The 17423-nt window shown below is 70.3% G+C and carries 19 protein-coding genes and 1 pseudogene; 16 read left to right on the plus strand and 4 right to left on the minus strand.

The window, feature by feature from the left end; translation table 11 throughout:
• Positions 1-47: 47 nt before the first annotated feature.
• Positions 48-281, plus strand: coding sequence for a hypothetical protein (locus ASH02_RS17325; protein ID WP_056678559.1), 234 nt, complete (start codon positions 48-50; stop codon positions 279-281).
• A gap of 4 nt (positions 282-285) precedes the next feature.
• Positions 286-531 (plus strand): hypothetical protein, encoded by a 246-nt coding sequence (locus ASH02_RS17330; protein WP_156393526.1) that lies wholly within the window; start codon positions 286-288, stop codon positions 529-531.
• Between the two features lie 11 nt (positions 532-542).
• Here the strand turns inward: ASH02_RS17330 and ASH02_RS17335 are convergent, their stop codons facing one another.
• Positions 543-1031, minus strand: coding sequence for a hypothetical protein (locus ASH02_RS17335; RefSeq protein WP_056678565.1), 489 nt, complete (start codon positions 1029-1031; stop codon positions 543-545).
• Between the two features lie 16 nt (positions 1032-1047).
• Positions 1048-1443: a hypothetical protein gene (locus ASH02_RS17340; protein ID WP_056678568.1), complete on the minus strand. Its 396-nt coding sequence runs from the start codon at positions 1441-1443 to the stop codon at positions 1048-1050.
• Positions 1444-1747: 304 nt separating this feature from the next.
• Here ASH02_RS17340 and mobF point away from each other — a divergent pair, with 304 nt between their 5' ends.
• From mobF to ASH02_RS17360, 6 genes are all read left to right on the plus strand, one after another.
• A complete protein-coding gene (gene mobF / locus ASH02_RS17345) occupies positions 1748-7603 on the plus strand; it encodes a MobF family relaxase (protein ID WP_056679446.1) in 5856 nt (1951 codons plus the stop codon).
• A 213-nt stretch (positions 7604-7816) separates the two neighbouring features.
• Positions 7817-8029, plus strand: coding sequence for a hypothetical protein (locus tag ASH02_RS17350; RefSeq protein ID WP_056678569.1), 213 nt, complete (start codon positions 7817-7819; stop codon positions 8027-8029).
• A 103-nt stretch (positions 8030-8132) separates the two neighbouring features.
• Positions 8133-8285 carry a hypothetical protein gene (locus ASH02_RS26165; protein WP_156393527.1) on the plus strand — a complete coding sequence of 51 codons (153 nt, stop codon included), beginning with the start codon at positions 8133-8135 and terminating at the stop codon, positions 8283-8285.
• 49 nt (positions 8286-8334) lie between these two features.
• Complete coding sequence (locus ASH02_RS27315; protein WP_268788281.1) at positions 8335-8457, plus strand: hypothetical protein; 123 nt, start codon at positions 8335-8337, stop codon at positions 8455-8457.
• A 251-nt stretch (positions 8458-8708) separates the two neighbouring features.
• Positions 8709-9353 carry a hypothetical protein gene (locus ASH02_RS17355; RefSeq protein ID WP_056678571.1) on the plus strand — a complete coding sequence of 215 codons (645 nt, stop codon included), beginning with the start codon at positions 8709-8711 and terminating at the stop codon, positions 9351-9353.
• Complete coding sequence (locus ASH02_RS17360; protein WP_056678574.1) at positions 9350-9781, plus strand: hypothetical protein; 432 nt, start codon at positions 9350-9352, stop codon at positions 9779-9781. The genes ASH02_RS17355 and ASH02_RS17360 overlap by 4 nt, the downstream gene beginning before the upstream one ends.
• Before the next feature lie 355 nt (positions 9782-10136).
• Here ASH02_RS17360 and ASH02_RS17365 read toward each other — a convergent pair.
• Positions 10137-11539 (minus strand): annotated as a pseudogene (locus tag ASH02_RS17365) (IS1380 family transposase).
• 149 nt (positions 11540-11688) lie between these two features.
• Here ASH02_RS17365 and ASH02_RS17370 point away from each other — a divergent pair.
• The 8 genes from ASH02_RS17370 (at position 11689) to ASH02_RS26175 (ending at position 16413) form a co-directional block, all read left to right on the plus strand.
• Positions 11689-12033: a hypothetical protein gene (locus tag ASH02_RS17370; RefSeq protein WP_056678577.1), complete on the plus strand. Its 345-nt coding sequence runs from the start codon at positions 11689-11691 to the stop codon at positions 12031-12033.
• Positions 12034-12101: 68 nt separating this feature from the next.
• Positions 12102-13391: an ATP-binding protein gene (locus ASH02_RS17375; RefSeq protein ID WP_056678579.1), complete on the plus strand. Its 1290-nt coding sequence runs from the start codon at positions 12102-12104 to the stop codon at positions 13389-13391.
• Between the two features lie 407 nt (positions 13392-13798).
• On the plus strand, positions 13799-14206 hold the full coding sequence (locus tag ASH02_RS17380) for a hypothetical protein (RefSeq protein ID WP_056678582.1): 408 nt from the start codon (positions 13799-13801) through the stop codon (positions 14204-14206).
• Between the two features lie 124 nt (positions 14207-14330).
• Complete coding sequence (locus ASH02_RS26170; protein WP_156393528.1) at positions 14331-14486, plus strand: hypothetical protein; 156 nt, start codon at positions 14331-14333, stop codon at positions 14484-14486.
• Complete coding sequence (locus tag ASH02_RS17385) at positions 14483-15199, plus strand: hypothetical protein (protein WP_056678585.1); 717 nt, start codon at positions 14483-14485, stop codon at positions 15197-15199. The genes ASH02_RS26170 and ASH02_RS17385 overlap by 4 nt, the downstream gene beginning before the upstream one ends.
• A gap of 179 nt (positions 15200-15378) precedes the next feature.
• On the plus strand, positions 15379-15903 hold the full coding sequence (locus ASH02_RS17390) for a thermonuclease family protein (protein WP_056678587.1): 525 nt from the start codon (positions 15379-15381) through the stop codon (positions 15901-15903).
• A gap of 94 nt (positions 15904-15997) precedes the next feature.
• On the plus strand, positions 15998-16231 hold the full coding sequence (locus ASH02_RS17395) for a hypothetical protein (RefSeq protein WP_056678591.1): 234 nt from the start codon (positions 15998-16000) through the stop codon (positions 16229-16231).
• Positions 16232-16248: 17 nt separating this feature from the next.
• Positions 16249-16413: a hypothetical protein gene (locus ASH02_RS26175; RefSeq protein WP_156393529.1), complete on the plus strand. Its 165-nt coding sequence runs from the start codon at positions 16249-16251 to the stop codon at positions 16411-16413.
• On the opposite strand, the gene ASH02_RS17400 is transcribed toward ASH02_RS26175, so the two are convergent.
• Positions 16410-17321: a hypothetical protein gene (locus ASH02_RS17400; protein WP_056678594.1), complete on the minus strand. Its 912-nt coding sequence runs from the start codon at positions 17319-17321 to the stop codon at positions 16410-16412. The two genes, ASH02_RS26175 and ASH02_RS17400, sit on opposite strands and share 4 nt — an antisense overlap.
• Positions 17322-17423 lie beyond the last annotated feature (102 nt).

Below are 17423 nucleotides of genomic sequence, written 5' to 3' on the forward strand. Positions count from 1 at the left end.
AAGCAGACGCCGAACACCGCCACGACCTTCCCCGTCGAGGTGATCCGATGAGCGCACACATCGAGTGGCTGGCCGCCGCTGAGACCAGCGTCCAGGTCCTCACCCCGGGCGAAGACTGGGTGGGTGCTGGGGAGCACCGCCGCCCGGTCCTGACTCTCGCCCAGGACGACGTGATCGCGATTGAGGGCACGCCCGCCGAGTTGCGTGCGCTCGCCGCGCAGATCACCGCCGTTGCCACCGCCGCGTCTGCACGGCTCGACCTCGCCGCTGAGGCCGGGTGATCCCTTGGCCACCATCCGGCAGGCGCGCCGCCCGCAGTGCTGTGTCCGTTGCGGGCGTCCCTTGCGCCGGATCAACTTCCTCTCCGGCTTCGTCGGCCCCGACTGCCCGCCGTTGGTTCGGATGGGGTGCGAGCACTATGCCTGTCTGGACTCGCTGTGCTGGTCGACCAGCGACGGCCGCCATCTGCTGGCCACCGACTGCGCCCAGCACGCACCGGCCGGTGCCGGAGCCCAGGCGGCGCTGTGGTGACGCCGCGTCGCTCACCACAGCGTCAGTTGCTCGCCCAGTAGCTCTTGGAGTCGCGCGAGGTCGTCGGCCACTAGCTGCGGGTCCTCACGCGCGAGGTCGCGAAGTTCCCGAGCCCGCCGACGCGGGCCGCGCGGGTCGGCCAGTGGGCTGTAGGGCAGCCGCCGCTGGACCGACCACTCGCGCCGATTCTGCGCCGCGCTCGACGCCACCACGTGATCCGGTGCGACCCGCTGGCACAGCGGGTTGTGACACCGGTGCCCGAGCAGCCGCGCCTGGGCGAGCGCGTCCACACCGTTCATCACCGCGAACGCGAACCGGTGCGCGATGATCACCCGTCCCGGCGCAAACCAGAACAGACCATGTCCGCCGCCGTCCGTGCGGTCACGCTCGGACCGGCCCGCAACCGCCCCGGTCCACCACAGGCACTCGCTCCCCGGCACCGTGGCGACCTTGGCCCGGTAGCGCGCGAGCACCCTCGGGTCCGCGATCGCCGCAGTCACTGCCGCGAGGCCGGCGTCATCCAACCGCCGTACCGGCACCCGCTCCCCCACTCGCGGCGGGCGCAGCCGTCGCGGCCGGCGCCCTAGCGCCGTCCTCGTCGCCCTTCTCGGCGTCCTGGTCGTTCTCGGCCAGCCGCCGCAGCCGCGTCGCCTCTCGCACGCCGATCTGGTCGCCGCACCACTCGACGGCCTCGCGCAGTGTCACGCCCTCGACCATCGTCATCTCGCGCAGCGCGGCCCCAGCCCGCTTCTCTGCCTCGGCCACCGCAGCGTCCCGCTCTCCGACCGCAGTCATCACCTGCACCGCCAGGTCTTCCAGCCGCTTGGCGCGCTCGAAGAGCGCAGCCCTCCGTTTCGACGTGACACTCCGCGCGTCACGTCGCGCCTTCTGGCGCATCGTCTGCTGACTCATCCGGTCATCCCTCGCTCGTGTCGACATGGACTCTGACAGTCACCTAGGACACAACCCGGACCCCGAGCGATCACCACCGCCGAAGAACCTTTCCAACACCCTCACCAGCCTCACCCGACCAGCACCCTCACACCGACACCGCTGAGCCCCTCCCGAGCGCCCCAGCGTCCCCCCTCGAACTCAGTCGCACCCCAACCTCCACACACCTAGTGCATTCCCGGTTCGCCGAATAGAAAGAACAGACGAAACTTCGCTGCGAAATTGATCGTTCCGAGGCCCCGATCGGACGTAGGTGCCCGTGACGATGAGCCTCCACAAGCTGACGGCCGGGTCGGGGTACGACTACCTGACCCGCCAGGTCGCAGCGATGGACGCCACCGACAAGGGTCACGTCGGGCTCGCGAGCTACTACACCGAGAAGGGCGAGACTCCCGGCGTGTGGGTCGGGTCCGGCATGGCGGGCATCGAGGGCCTGAACGCCGGCGACATCGTGACCGCCGACCACATGTCGGCACTGTTCGGCGCCGGCCACCACCCCCTCGCAGACCAGCGGATCAAGGAGCTGGATCTGCGGGTCGGTCGCGCCGACGTCGCGAGCCCGACCGAGGCCGACTACAAGGCGGCCGCTCGTCTCGGTACCCCGTACAAGGTCTTCGAGAACGACGTCAGCGCCTTCCGGGTCGAGGTCGCCAAGCGCCTCGCGGCCGTCAACGAGGCCGCCGGGCTGCCGGGCGACTGGCCGGTCCCCGCGCAGGAGCGGGCACGGATTCGCACCGAGGTCGGGCGTGACTTCTTCCGGGCCGAGCACGGCCGCGAGCCTGCCGACGCGCGCGAGCTCGCCGCCACGATCGCCAAGCACTCCCGGCCCAAGACCAACGCCGTGGCCGGATACGACCTCACCTTCTCGCCGGTGAAGAGCGTCTCCACGCTGTGGGCACTGGCCGACCCCAAGACCGCCGCGGTCATCGAGCGCGCCCACCAGGCGGCGATCAAGGACGCGCTGCACTTCATCGAGACCAAGGCGCTGTTCACCCGCCAGGGCACCAACGGGATCCGCCAGGTCAACGTCCGCGGCCTGCTGGCCACGGCGTTCACCCACCGCGACTCCCGCGCCGGCGACCCGGATCTGCACACCCACGTCGCGGTCGCGAACAAGGTCCAGACCCTCGACGGGAAGTGGCTGGCGATCGACGGCCGGCTGCTCTACAAGGCCAAGGTCTCTGCCTCGGAGACCTACAACACTGCGCTCGAGCGGCACCTGGGCGACGCGCTGGGGGTGCGGTTCGCGGAGCGCCCGAATCCCGCCGCCCGGAAGCGGCCGGTGCGCGAGATCGTCGGCGTCGACCCCGACCTCAACCACCGCTTCTCCAAGCGCCGCGTCAGCGTCGAGGCCCGCCGCAAGGTGCTGGCCGCCGAGTTCCAGGCATCCCACGGCCGCCCGCCGACACCGATCGAGACGCTGCAGCTGGCCCAGCGGGCCACGCTGGAGACCCGCGAGGCCAAGCACGAGCCGAGCTCGCTGGCCGAGCAGCGGGAGGCCTGGAACCGCGAGGCGGTCGAGGTCCTCGGCTCACCGCGAGACCTCCAGCAGATGCTCCACGGCGCACTCAACCCGACCGCCGCCGCGACCGCCCCGGTCGCCGACGCGGCGTGGTTCGCCAAGATCAGCGATCGGATTGTGACGACGATGGAAGGCGGCCGCGCCACCTGGCAGTACTGGCACGTCTACGCCGAGGCCCAGCGCCAGGTGCGGGCCGCCAACGTGCCCACCGACCAGGTCAGCACCGTCGTCGGCCTGCTGGTCAGCGAGGTCCTTGACGGCTGCTCGATCAGCATCACTCGCCCCTTCGACGAGATCTCCGAGCCGCCCGAGTTGCGCAAGCTGGACGGGTCCTCGGTCTACACCGTCGGCGGCGTCCACCTGTTCACCTCGAGCAAGGTCCTGGCCGCCGAAGAGCGCCTGGTGGAGGCCGCCGGTCGCCGCGACGGCTACGCGGTCGACGAGCAGAACGTCGCACTGGCTCTCCTGGAGTCCGAAGCCAACGGGGTCACCCTAAACGCCGGCCAGGCCACCTTGGTCAAGGAGATGGCCACCTCCGGCGCCCGGCTGCAGCTGGCCATCGCGCCCGCCGGCTCGGGCAAGACCACCGCGATGCGGGCGCTCGCCCAGGCCTGGACCGACGGCGGCGGCAGCGTGATCGGCCTCGCCCCCTCAGCCGCGGCCGCGGACGCCCTACGCCAGTCCATGGGCTCCCAGACCGACACCCAGACCGACACCCTCGCCAAACTCACCCACTCCTTGATCACCGGCGATGCGCCCGACTGGGTCGCCGGCATTGGCCCGCAGACGCTCGTGGTGATCGACGAGGCCGGCATGGCCGACACGCTCTCCCTGGACATCGCCGTGCAACACGTCCTCGAGCGCGGCGGCAGCGTCCGCCTGATCGGCGACGACCAGCAGCTCGCCGCGATCGGCGCCGGCGGCGTGCTGCGCGACATCCGCGCCACCCACGGCGCGCTGCAGCTGACCGAGCTCGTGCGGTTCACCGACCCGGCCGAAGGCGCCGCCTCGCTGGCGCTGCGCGAGGGCAAGGGCGAGGCCCTGGGCTTCTACCTCGACCGCGACCGGGTGCACGTGGGAGACCTGGCCACGATGACCGAGGACGTGTTCGCGGCCTGGCAGGCCGACCGTGCAGCAGGGCTGGACGCGATCATGCTCGCCCCGACCCGCGAGCTGGTCAGCGAGCTCAACCAGCAGGCCCGCGCCCACCGACTCGCGGGGGCCGACCCCGCGAGGCCCGGCCTGGCCCGGCGCCTGGCCGACGGCAACGAGGCCAGCATTGGCGAGTTGATCATCACCCGCACCAACGACCGCAAGCTGCGCACCTCGGCCACCGACTGGGTCAAGAACGGCGATCGGTGGACCGTCGTCGGCCTCCACGAGGGCGGCGACCTGACCGTGCAGCACACCCAGCACGGCCGTACCGTCCGCCTCCCCCAGGAGTACGTCGGGGCCTCCACCGAGCTCGGCTACGCCTGCACCGTGCACACCGCCCAGGGCGTCACCGCCGACACCATGCACGGGCTGGCCACCGGCACCGAGTCGCGCCAGCAGCTCTACACGATGCTCACCCGGGGCAAGAGCGGCAACCACGTCTATCTCGAGGTCGTCGGGGACGGCGACCCGCATTCGGTGATCCACCCGACCCTGGTCCGCCCGCTGACCCCGACCGACATCCTCGAGTCGATGCTGGCCCGCGACGACGCCCAGCGGTCCGCGACCAGCCTCATGCGCGAGCAGGCCGACCCCGCTACCCGGCTCGGTGAGGCAGCCCAGCGCTACCTCGACAGCCTCTACGTCGCGGCCGAGAACGTCGTCGGTCCCGATGTCGTCGAGGCCCTGGACAGCATCGTCGACCAGCTGCTTCCCGGCCTGGCCGATGAGGCTGCCTGGCCCACGCTGCGCGCCCATCTGCTGCTGCTTGGCGCCGCGGGTGAGAGCCCCGTGGAGGCGATGCGCGCGGCCGCGAGCGACCGAGAACTGGTCTCGGCCGAGGACCGCGCCGCGGTGCTCGACTGGCGGCTGGACGCCTCCGGCATGCGCAACGCCGGCACCGGCCCACTGCCCTGGATGCCCGGCATACCGGAGAGACTGGCCGACGACCCGCACTGGGGTGCCTACCTCGACCAGCGCGCGCACCTGGTCGACCAGCTCGCCAACGAGGTCCGCCGCCGGGCCGCGGCACAGACGTCGCTGCCGACCTGGGCGCAGAACGGGATCCGACCCGACACCGACACGGTGGCCGACGTCGAGGTCTGGCGAGCGGCCATGCAGGTCCCCGTCGACGACCGTCGCGCGACCGGCGCGCCGCAGCTACAGAAAGCCTCCTCCACCTACCAGCGACGGCTCAACCGGCGTATCACCGGCGACCACACCCCAGCGCTCACGGAATGGCGCCAACTGCTTTACTCGCTGGCCCCGCAGGTCCGCGGCGACGAGTTCACCCCGCTCCTTGCCGAACGGCTCGCGGCCATGTCACGCACCGGCGTTGAGGCCCACCAGCTGCTCCGCACCGCCACGTCGGCTGACACTGGGGCCGGACCTCTTCCTGATGAGCACGCCGCGGCGGCGCTGTGGTGGCGCATGGCACGCCACCTCTCGCCCGCCGTGGCCGTCCAGGTCGGGGACGGCTCTCACGGCGAGGGGGTCACCACCAGCTGGGCAGCACACTTGCCCGAACTGCTCGGCGAGGAGCGGGCCGCCCGCATCCAGGCGAGCGCCTGGTGGCCCGCGCTGGTCTCCAACGTCGACCACGGACTGCAGCGCGGCTGGCAGCTCGAAGCCCTGCTCTCGTCCGGGTCCGCCCTGCCCTCCGACGACGTCGACGAGTGCCAGGCGCTGGTGTGGCGAACCTCCATCGCGCTCGAACCGATCCCCGACGAGCACGAGCACGACTACCACTTCGACGAGCCGCCGGTGGACATGTGGGACGGCGTCGAGCCCGACCCGGCCACGTTGGTCGACCACCCCGACGACATCGAATGGCCGCTCCCGCACGACCTCGAGGCCGATGACAACCACCTGGTCGACCAGCCCGAGCCGGACGAGGCGATCGACCAGGTCGACGTCGCCCCGTCGGCGGCCGACAACGTCGACGAGCAGCAGTTCGTCGAGGGCGACCTGACGCTGGCCGCGTACATCCGCGACCTCGGCGGCACCCCGCTCGAGCCGACCGACGCCGACATCCGCCTCATGTACCAGCGGGCCGATGAGTGGTACTCCTTCCCCGTCACGCGCGAACGCATGATCGAGATCAACGAGATCACGCAGGCCTTCTTTGAGTCCGGGTTCACCGACTCATGGGGTCGCGACCACCTCACCGGCCGGTTCGGGATCGACATCGCCGGGCACGAGCACTTCCGTCCCGGACAGGCGCCGGCCGGGTGGACCAACCTGGTCGACCACCTGCGCCAGCGTGGCGTCAGTGAGGCCGAGATGTTGGCCACCGGGGTCGCCACCACCGCCAGCACCGGCCGACTGATCGACCGGTTCCGGGACCGAGTGATGTTCCCGGTAGTCCACAACGGTGAGGTGCTCGGGTTCGTCGGCCGACGCCGACCAGACCTCACCGACGCCGACAAGGGCGGCCCGAAGTACCTGAACACCGCCGACACCCCGCTGTTCCACAAGGGCGCTCAGCTGTACGGCGTCGTCGACGAACTCCTCGCCGAGGGCGCCGTCCCGGTCATCGTCGAGGGCCCCATGGACGCGATCTCGGTCACGCTGGCCAGCGCCGGCCGCTACCTCGGCGTGGCCCCGCTCGGCACGTCACTGACCGACGAGCAGGCCTCCCAGCTCGGCGGAATCGGCCGCGACCCGATCGTGGCCACCGACGCCGACCTCGCCGGCCAGGTCGCGGCCGAGCGCGACTTCTGGATGCTCACCCCGCACGGTCTCGACCCCGGCTACGCCCGCTTCCCCGAGGGCCTGGACCCGGCCGACTTGCTCGCCCACCGCGGCCCCGCGGCACTCACCGCGGCGCTGGCCAGCGGCCAGACGCTGGGTGACCAGCTGCTCTCCGAGCGGCTCGACGACCTTGCGCCCGAGCAGGCCCGCGTGGCCGCGATGCGGGTCCTTGCCGCCCGGCCCAGCCGCGCCTGGGCGCCGGGCACCGACCAAGTGCGCGCCCGACTGCAGCTCTCCCAACTGCGGTCGCGGCGGGACCTGCGCGACGCCATCAAGGCGTGGGACGCCGATCCCCGTAAGGCCGCCCAGGCCGAGCTGAACAGCAGCAACGAGATCCGCGCCCGCCTCGAGGCCGCGGCCGCGAAGTCGCCGGCGGAACGCTGGGCCCCGCTGGCCCGCGAGGTCGACCCGCGACTGGTGGAGCAGGGCGACTGGCCCGCCACCGCGGCGATGCTGCAACAGGCCCACGAGCAAGGCCACGACATCGGCGCCGCTACCCGCGCCCTGGTCGCAGCAGCACCCCTGGGCGACACCCCCGCCCGCGAACTGCGCTACCGGCTGGTTCGGCAGGTTGGACTCGGCGAACACGACGCCGAATCCACCGACCGTGACGCCCCGAGGCTCCGGCGCGACGCGGGTACTGGACAAGAGCACGGCTCTTCGAACCCAGTACACCGCAGCCCCCGCCGGTAGGCACGACGGCACGGCCCAGACACTCTGTAAGTAGGAGTCCGTGACACGACACGGCTCCGAGTTCCCGAACAGGGACACCGCCTGACCCGAGATCGACCCCGCGGACGACCGCTCACACTTCAGGAATCACCAAGGGCGTTCCGGTCGGAGGTTCGGCCGCCCGCGGAGTGCAGAGCCAATCTGAATGTCGGAGGCTTCTGCCATCGTGAACCCATGAACGCATTCGAAGCTGCCGACTACGCGGAGCTTCTCCCGCGCCGTTGGAAGCGGCGGCTGGGGACCGCCGTCCTCGCGGTCGCGCTTCTGTTCCCCACCGCGTTCCAGAACTGGTATCTCGTACAGGTCCAGGACTACACCCAGAAGCTCACCAAGCAGCTCGAGCACATCTGGTTACCCGAGGCTGCCGTCGACAAGGCTCCCAGCTGACCAGGGTCCGGGCGACCGGAAGCGTGTGCTGCCGAACCAGACCGCGGTGGTCGTCCAGACTCGAACCAACAGACCGACCGACCACGACAGGAGGAACCGACTAATGAACGAATCCACCCTGTACGACGCTGCGGTGCCGAGCAACGGCGGTGATCCCGACACTCGCCCAGACCCCGGGACCCGCTTGACAGCGTCCGTGGAGACCGTCGACAACGACCGTGCCGGGCTGATGCTCGACGCCGGAGTGGTGCGTTGAAGTGCCGGCCAAGCGTCCTTCAAGCCAATCGCTGTACTCCAGCAACTGCGTGCCCACCCAGGTTGACGCGTCAGATCCAAAACCGTTCCCCGGGACGATCGAGACCGCCCAGATCGAGACCGTCGACAACGACCGCGCCGGGCTGATGCTCGACGCCGGAGTGGTGCGCTGAACGCGGCCGTCATCGTCGGCGACCGAGCAGATGCTCATGTCGCCGCGGTCCTGGGCGAGCTCGGTGAAGACCCGGTCATCATGGACGCGGCAACATTCCTCCGCTCACCGGTCACCATCAGCAGCGACTCGGTGGAAGTCGCTGGTGTCAACGTCGCACCGGGACCAGGCTGGTTGCGTCGCCTTGCTCCCGCTGGATGGGCCGAGGCGATGAGCGCTCCGGGAGCCGAAGGGGCATCACGCGCTGGCGCGATGTCTGCGCTCGCCGCCCTCGCGCGCGACGAACGCTTCTCGTGGCTCACACCTCTGGACCGGCTCGGCGGAGCGGAGAACAAGCCGTACCAGTACCGGCGCGCAGCAGCAGCCGGAGTGCCGGTGCCGTCGTGGATCGTGACGACAGACCCTGATGCGATCCCCCGTGACGGGAACTGGGTAACCAAGCCGCTCGGCCCGGGGTCATTCATCGACGGCGACGGCAACGGATGGATCGTCCCCACCACGGTTGCCGACCTGTCCGAACCCGAGATCATCACCCGGGTGCCGTTCATCCTTCAGCGCCAGGTGAACGCCACAGTTCACGCTCGCATCGTCACGGTGGGCCAACAGGCATGGTCGGCGACTCTGCTCGCTGACGAGTTGCCGCTGGATTGGAGGCTCTCTCCCGCCGGACACCATGGCTTCACGACCACACCGGTCCCCGAGAACGTCCGCGAACTCGCCCTGGTCGCCAGCCGGGCGGTCGGTGTTGGCTACTCGGCCCAGGACTGGATCCAGGACGAGGACGGCGACTGGTGGTTCATCGATCTGAACCCGGCAGGTCAGTGGTTGTTCCTCCCCGAGGCGGTTGCGACCCCAGTCACAGTTGCCATCGCCCGGCACATCGAAGGACGCCCGTGACCAGCCGCAGAGAGCGGGCCAGGACGGCGGTCCGGGCAGCATTCGAAGAGGCGAAGCTGTTCTTCGGGTACGCCTTCATCGTCTTTGTTCCTGGATCGAACCCTCCCCGTCACCCGCACGCGAGCCCCGATGCGCCGAAGCTCCCACCCGCGAACTGGACCGACGAGGAGTGTCAGCTCTACATCGACGAGGCACGCCTCGACGTCCAGCACCAGCAAACGGAGAAGCGCGACATTAGAGCCCGCGCTCAGGTGATGCTGACGACCGCCATCGTCGTTGCCGGCGCCATCGTTGCCTCCTACGTCGGCAAGGCCGGGCTCTGTGTCGTCGAGAGCCTGCTGTACATCGCAGCCGGGCTCTTCACGCCGGTGTCGGCGGTGGTCGTCCTCGGCGCCGGCTTCCTCGCAGCAGCGCACATCACCGCCTGAACTCGCCGACCCACGCCAAGCCTGCTCATCGGGCCGCGGGGAGGTCTCGCGGCGTTCCGCCGCCCGCCGAACATCCCGTTTCCGCGGCCGACTTCAGAAGGCCCACGACCTCAGCAGGCTTCAGTGGCAGGAGCCGCATCGGCTTGACTGTGCGTTGTGTGTATCCGCCATGAGCCCCCTCGCTAAGCCTCGATCCACCGTCGGAACCGTCAGCCTCACCGCGCTACCCCACTATGAGTCCGGCGAACTCAGGCGCACAGTCGCCAATGGGTGGACTTTGCGGAGATGATGCCGCCGGCTGCCAGGCCGGAGGACGGTCACCAGGGTGGCGACGGTTTCGGCGCCGTCGTTGCGGTCAGTTGGCCGCGATCGGTGGCGGGTCTTGGCCGTGAGCGAAGAGCCGTCGCCAGGCGTCCTGCCAGGGCCACCCGACCGGGAGGTGCATGGTGATCCGTCGTGCCGAGGAGGCGATCCGGGCCGGGACGGCGATGAGTTTGCGGCGGATCGTCGCGGTGGTGGCCTTGGCCAGGGCTGGGCCGGTGATGGTCGCGGCGGCTCGGGTGAGGTTGAACGCCATGACCGCCAGCACCAGCCAGGCTGCGTTGGCGTTGAACACCCCGGACGGCATGTGCGCCAGCGCAGAGTTCTTCAGGTCGGAGTGGACCTGTTCGATGATCGCGTGGCCGCGGTGGGTCTTGTCAGCGGCCACGGTGTCTGCCACGGCCGGGTCGGTGGTGGTGAAGAACGCGTGGAAGCGCCAGGTGTCGAACAAAGTGGCCTGACCGTTCTTGGCGCTGGGTTTGAGGTCGGGGATCCGGCGGACCACGAGCCGTCCGGTGACCTGCTCCGCCTTCTTCTTGGAAGTGAACGCGGTGAACGGAATCTCGGCGACCTCGGCGCGAGAGACCCAGGTGCTGGTGGGTTCGTCGAAGATGGCGTCGGTGTACTCGATGGCGGTCCACGCATCGTCATCGATGGTGGCGATTGCGGCTTTGACCTTGGGATCCATCCGGACGGTGACCGAGACATCGGCGCCAGCTCGTAGCGCAGCACCGACCGTGGCGTAGCCGTAGAACGCGGAGTCGGCACGCACCAACGGCGTCGCCGGGGACAACGAGCCGATCGTCTTCAACGCGTCCGCGACCAGCCGGGCCGCGCCCCGCGGTGAACCACACGATCCCTTCCGGAGCCGTTGGGCCACGATCACCGGCGCCGACGCGCTGGTCGACACGGTCGCGAGCAGCGCGTTGAGTCCGCGGACCCCGGAGTAGCCGTAGCTCGAACCCTGCTTGGCGTAGCCGTGGACCTCGATGATGGTGTCGTCGATGTCGACCATCACACCCTCTCGCCGGAGTCACTTGAGGTAGCGACCAGCGGTGCCTGGGCAGCCAGCTGGGTCAGGAACCTCGAGGCGACCGCGTCGAGCTGACGGACGTGACCGAAGCTGAACGAGCGCAGGAACGAACCTAGGGTCGAGGGCGCGTAGGCGCCTGCGAACACCCGTCCCATCCCACCGTGGCGCAGCAGAGCCATGTCATCGATGCTGTCCGCGCCGGCGACCATTCCCGCGACGAGCGAGGTGACCTTCAGTCCGGCGTTCGCGCCCTTGTCGGTCGGGACGATCAGATGCGTCTGGGCCAGTTCTTGGAGCCCCGCGGACTGGGCCAGTGTGAGGACCGGGACCAGCCCGGCCGACGACACGAGATTCGGATCATCGAACACCGCCGAGGTCGCGCGGGGCGTGTGGCAAAGTTGCATCTACGAGATGCCCTTCGTGATGGCGTGAATTGGACCCTAGAGAAGTCAAATTCTTCCAGCACGTAAGGGCATTCTCACTTCACGGCACGCTCACCCGACCGACCTCATCGGTGGATCGAGGCTTAGGTGACCAGGAAGCGAGGTGGACCATGAGCACAGCCCAAACTGAGAACACGGGTCCCGGATTCGTCATTTTCACCGCGCTCGGCAACGCCGCGCTCGACCAACTGGCCGCCTCCCTGGCGGCCGAGTGCGACGGCTCCCCGACGAGCATCGCCGACCTCCTTGAGCGTGTTCTGGAGGCCGACGTCGAGGACCTGGCCGAATCTCTCAGCGAGGCCGCCCATCCGCCGGTGCGACATAGCCGTCCCAGTCGCGACGTCGAAGAGGTCGGTCCCGCGGCCGAGAGTCCGGACGGCGCGGCCCGCCGTCGTCTCACGGTCCGTGCACTGCTCGCCGGCGGCGCGGCCGACGCGCGCGGCATCACCCGTTGAGCAGCGCGCCGCGGGCATACAGGTCGTTACACATGGCTGACGTGTAACAAGATGTATGGGAGATCCTGATGTTGCCGAACCCCTACTCTCCGGGCGAGCTGCCTCGGGTGCTGGCCGGCCGGGAGGAGCAGCAGAACCGCATTCGCGGCTACCTGAGCCGGATCGGAACCTACGGCGAGATGGGTGGTCCGCTCCTGGTCTTTCAGGGCCCGCGTGGTGTTGGGAAGACCTCGCTCCTGCGCGAGGCACAGCGCGACGCTGAGGGGCATGGATTCATCACCGCCTGGGTCTCCTGTCGACGCAGCGCCCCGTTCTTGCCGGACCTGGTAAGCCGGATCGGGAAAGCGATCGAGACTGCCGACATCCTGCCCCGCGCCGAGAAGGGACGGTGGGGTCTCCGCCTGGAGCGAATCGGCGTGGAGATCGGCGTGCCCAGCGTCGTGAAGGTGAGCGCCTCGGCGTCGGCGGACCGCTATGAAGGCGACCCGCCGCGAGGCGCCCGGATCTCAGCCCTCGAGGACCTCCTGCACGAGACGAGTAGGCAGGTGCGCGGCCGCGGCGGCGCGGGCCTGGTCGTCTTCGTCGACGAGCTGCACGCCGCTGCGCGCGACGACCTCGCGGTCCTTCTCAACGCGATGCAGAACCTGGCCGGGAAACGGGAGGACAACCCCTTCGCCGTGATCGGCGCCGGGCTGCCCTCGGCGCCCGCGGCCCTGGTCAAGGCGGCCACGTTCGGGGAGCGCAGCACCTTCCTCACCCTCCCACGACTTCAACCCGCGGCCGCGGAGACGGCGGTGGCCGAGCCCGCGGACGACCTGGGAGTTCACTGGACCTCCCAGGCCCTGCAAGCGGTCGTGTCGGAGGCCCAGGGCTTCCCTTACCTGCTGCAGGTTCTCGCACACGCCACCTGGGAGGCGGCGCGCCCATCACGTGAGGGCGTTGTGCTCGACATCGACGACGTGAACGCCGGGCTTCCGGTCGCCGACGACCAGCTGACCACCATGTACTCCGCACGTTGGGCGGCCGCGAGCGATCTGGAGAAGAAGATCATGGCCGTCATGGCGGGCGCCGGCAGCACGACGGTGACGCGCGCGGAGATCGCCGCGACGCTCGAGCGACCCACCCAGGCGCTGGGTGTTCCCCGTGAACGCCTGATCGACAAGGGCATCATCGAGCCGGTCGGGCACGGCGAGCTCCGATTCACCATGCCCGGCTTCGACCGCTACATCCGGGAGACGCTGGCCACCGGAGCGCCCTCGGACGCCACGGACCCGGCGCTGGGCCGGCTCGGTGCCGGCCGCCGGCGGCGCGAACTCCCGCCCGCCTCCGACGGCGGTCACGACACGCCGCAGCTGTAGAGCTCACGGCAGCTTGGCAACGTAGAACCGCCTCGAGCTCGGCGATGCCATTCGCCGATTGGCGTTGGTCGCGCCACCTCGGCGAGGTCGTCGAGCAGCTCGTCGACGGTGGCGTCCTTAGTGCTTATAGTGCCGGCGCGCAGTAGGCGTTCCACTCCCCACCGCTGCGGCGCGCCGGGGGTAGGCCTCCACGTCGGCCGGGGCGTTGAACCACGCGGCAGTGGCATTGACGCCCTTCGTGCGATCAGAGCCCCCTGGTCGTCCATGGCCGCTCAGTCTCCCGCCCCCGGCCCTGTTGGGAGCCCCTGACCGGTTATCCACAGCCGCGCCGTCGGCCGAGCGAACACCGGCCGCGATCAGCGACACTTCGACAACCAGAGACCACATCATGACCGAAGGAGCAGCAGGTGGACGACGGTGGCGGACTCGAGGCAACAGCGCACGCGAAGGCGGCTCGCGAACACGTCTTCGGCTTCAACCGGATCACGATGTGGGAGCGGGACCGGATCCCGGCCGAGACGTCTGACCAGCTCGCTGAGTTCGCCGACATCGCGGCCGCGTTCCCACAGGCATTCTCGCAGCTGTCCAGCACGCTCGAGCAGGCCCTGGCCAACCAGGTGCTCAGCATGGACTCGATGCCCGACGAGTCCGATCCGTCCATGGCGATCGGCGTCGCGCGACTCCATCTGGAGGAGGCGCGCGGCCTCGCGGTCGACCTCCACAAGCACCTCAGCGCCGCCCACAACGCCACCGCCCACATCATCAGCCAGGGCGTCGACGACGGCCAGGAGTCGATGAACTGGGACCAGCCCTAGGAACACCCACCGGGCTTCGGTGAGCCGGCGCCGGATCCAGATTTCTTCGGCTCGGTGATCGTCCCGGCGGGCCGGGCTTCCTTTGGTGACTGAGACATGTACCCGGTCCACCAAGGAGCTGCCCGTGAGCACGCCCACCGATACCCCCGATCGTGACCCTGTTCAGGAGGTCCGCGATCACCTCGAGCAGGCCCTGGCCTCGCTCGACCGGCTGTGTGAGCTCGTGCCTCCGCCCAGCAGCTCTCCGGCGCCCGAGAGCGGAGGAGGCGAATCGGCATGACGTCCACCGACACCACGCTGCGCGCCGCCGACGCCGTCTTCGTCGCCGAGCGGGCCGTGGGCCGCGCCCGACGGGTGGTTGAGGACATCCAGACCACGATCACCTCCGCACTCCGCGTGCTCGACGACGCCGAGCTCGACTCAGCCAAGGCGAGACTCACCGACCGCGGTGACTTCTACCTCGGGGCGGCCAGCGAGCACCTGGGTCGGCTCCAGACCCGCTGCAACGAGATGCCGGAGCTGACCCGCGAGCTGTTCGGGCACCTCAACCGCGCTTCGGAGTCGCTCGCCGAGGCCCGCGGCTTCCTCGACCTGGCCGAACCCTCCAATCCCGTCGTCGCGGGCGACGTCGCGCAGCTGAAGCCACGCATCGCGGTCGTCGGCGAGATGGTCGCGCTTGCCAAGCCGGTGGCGCAGCTCGCCGCCCAGCACGTCGACAGCGCGCGCCGAGCCAGCCAGGACGTCACTCCGCCGGCGCTGCTCGAACCGGTCACCCTGGACCGCAGCATCCGCACTGCCGGCAAGGAGCTCGGCCGCGCTGATGAGGACGTTCGCCTCCTCGGGGACGTCGTCGACCACGCTGCGACCAGCGCCCGGCAGTCGGCCGGCATCGCCGCCGAGATCTCCGACAACGCCCGCCGCCGGATGTCCGAGCACGGCCGGGACCCGGATGCCAGCGCCGCCGCCCCGGCCACCGGGTCCCCGGCTCGGTAGGGCGGGATGAGGACGCCATAGACCTCGACCATGGCGGCCGGCACCTTGCCCGGCCGGCGCCGTTATGAGCGGGCTCGACGTCGACGAGCAGATCCCGGCCAACATCCCGCTCCCCCGGCCTCCGCGAACAGCAGCGGGCGGTTCCGGCGCCGGCGAGCGGCCCAGCTGCGGGTGGCCAGGTGAAGGCCCTCGGCGGCATCGCCACCGCGGCGATCGCCGTCCTCGCCGCCGGCGGGATCAAGGCTGCCTTGCCCGGCGCCCCCGCCGACCCCGCTGGCAGCGAGGCGACCGCGACCCGAGTCCGGGTCGTGGTGGTCCTCGACGGCGACACGCTTCGCGTCGAGGACCTCGACGGAGGCGATCTCGGCCGAGTCCGCCTGCTCGGCATCGACGCCCCCGAAGTCGCCCATCCCCCGACGCCGGCCGAGTGCTACTCCACCGAAGCCACCGAGCAGCTCGAGCAGCTGGCACCGGTTGGCAGCACCGTCTTCCTCACCACCGACATCGGCCAGCCCGACCGAGACCGCTACGGCCGGATGCTGCGCTATGTCGACCACGCCGGCACCGACGCAGCCCGCGAGCTCCTGGCCGCCGGCGCAGCACGGGTCTACGACACCGACCAGCAGCTCGCTCGCGAGACCGACTTCGCCGCGGCCGCACAGGACGCCCACGGCGCCGAGACCGGCCTGTGGGGCAACTGCTGAGCACCATGTGATCGCCCCCACGCCTGGGCCGGACTTAGGAGACCAGGAGGACCGGCGCAGCCGGTGCCGGTCCGCGGATCCACTGGGAGTAACCATGAGCGACTACACCGCTCGCGAGGAAGTAGCACTTGAGGAAGAGGCCCGCCAGCGCGCCGATGAGATCCGGGCCACCGAGGAAGCCGCCGCGCAGGCCGCGGCCGCCGATACCGGCCCCTCCCCCGACGCCGAGATCGCGCAGGTCCAACGATCGGGCCGGCAGCACGACCACACCGACACCGCCGCTTACCAGCGCCCCCAGCTCGGCCGCCGCCGCGGCCCTCGCCGATAGGCCAGGAGGTGTCAGCGATGGCTGCCCCGATCACCCCGGCCGCCCCCAGTCAGTCGACCGTGCGATGGGTCGACTGCTCGCACAAGCTCGGCCCGCTGCCGTGCATGAACCACAAGCCGCACGTCGGGGACGGCCGCGGCTGCGTCCACCACTCGACGTCCGGCTTCCAGGACGACGACTAGGTGCGTGGACTGCCCACGAGCGGCTCAGCCGGGGACCAGGTGCAGCCGCGGCCGCTGAGGCGGCTCCGCGGCCGCTTCGAGGCGCTGCCAGCCGCTCGAGCGTCATCGGATTGCCCGTAGCGGCGCAGCAGTCCCGCCAGCACCCCGCCCAGCCCGAGCTCGACCACCAGCTGGTCCGCAGCAACCTCCGCCCGGGCCTCGATCACGCGGCCGGCCGTCGGCACCAGGTAGGTCAGCGCGATGACCGCCCCACCCAGCAGCCCCGGCCAGGTCCGGCCCTCAGTGACCGACTGCACCACGCAGATCACGCCCACGACGCCGCGCAGCGTCCAGGCCACCCGCATGAACGGCAGCCAGGCAAACGCCCGACCCACACAGCGGAAGGTGGCCACCACCATCCGCCAAGGCGTCGTGGCCGCCAGCACCGCAGCCTCCAGCCGCGGGCGGATTGCACGACGCCGACCGACAGCATGCGCCAGTACCGCCACCGCCTCCGCGCCGGTCACGCCGCCGCGGTAGGTCCCCTCCACCAGGCCCGGCGTGATGACCACCGCCCTGTGCCCGATCGCCAACGCCACCGGCGTCTGCGGCCGCTGCACACGACGCACGTACAGGGAACCGACGTCGACGCCACGGCCAGCCGGCTCGGCCAGGAACGGCGCCATCACCCGGAACTCGGCCTCCGTCGCCGGCCGCGACTGGGTCAGCAACCCGATCGCCACCACCTCGAGCTGGCCCAGCGCCAACGCGCCCAGCACGGCCGCCGAGGCCAGGAACAGCACCAGGCCCAGCGCCGGCGGCAGCAGCGCGAACACCACCACGGCGAGCACGAAGCTCACCAGCAGCGCAGGCCCGAGGGTCACGACCCTCAGCACCGTCATCGGGACCTTCATCTCGACCACCTCCATCAGTCAACACTAGTGCGAATCTCTCGACTTTGCCGCGGGGTGATCGTCCGACGACCTCCGCGCGACCTAGGCGAACGAGACCAGTTTGTGCCCAGCCGCCGA

Source organism: Nocardioides sp. Soil796 (assembly GCF_001429525.1).
In the GTDB taxonomy this organism is placed as follows: domain Bacteria; phylum Actinomycetota; class Actinomycetes; order Propionibacteriales; family Nocardioidaceae; genus Nocardioides.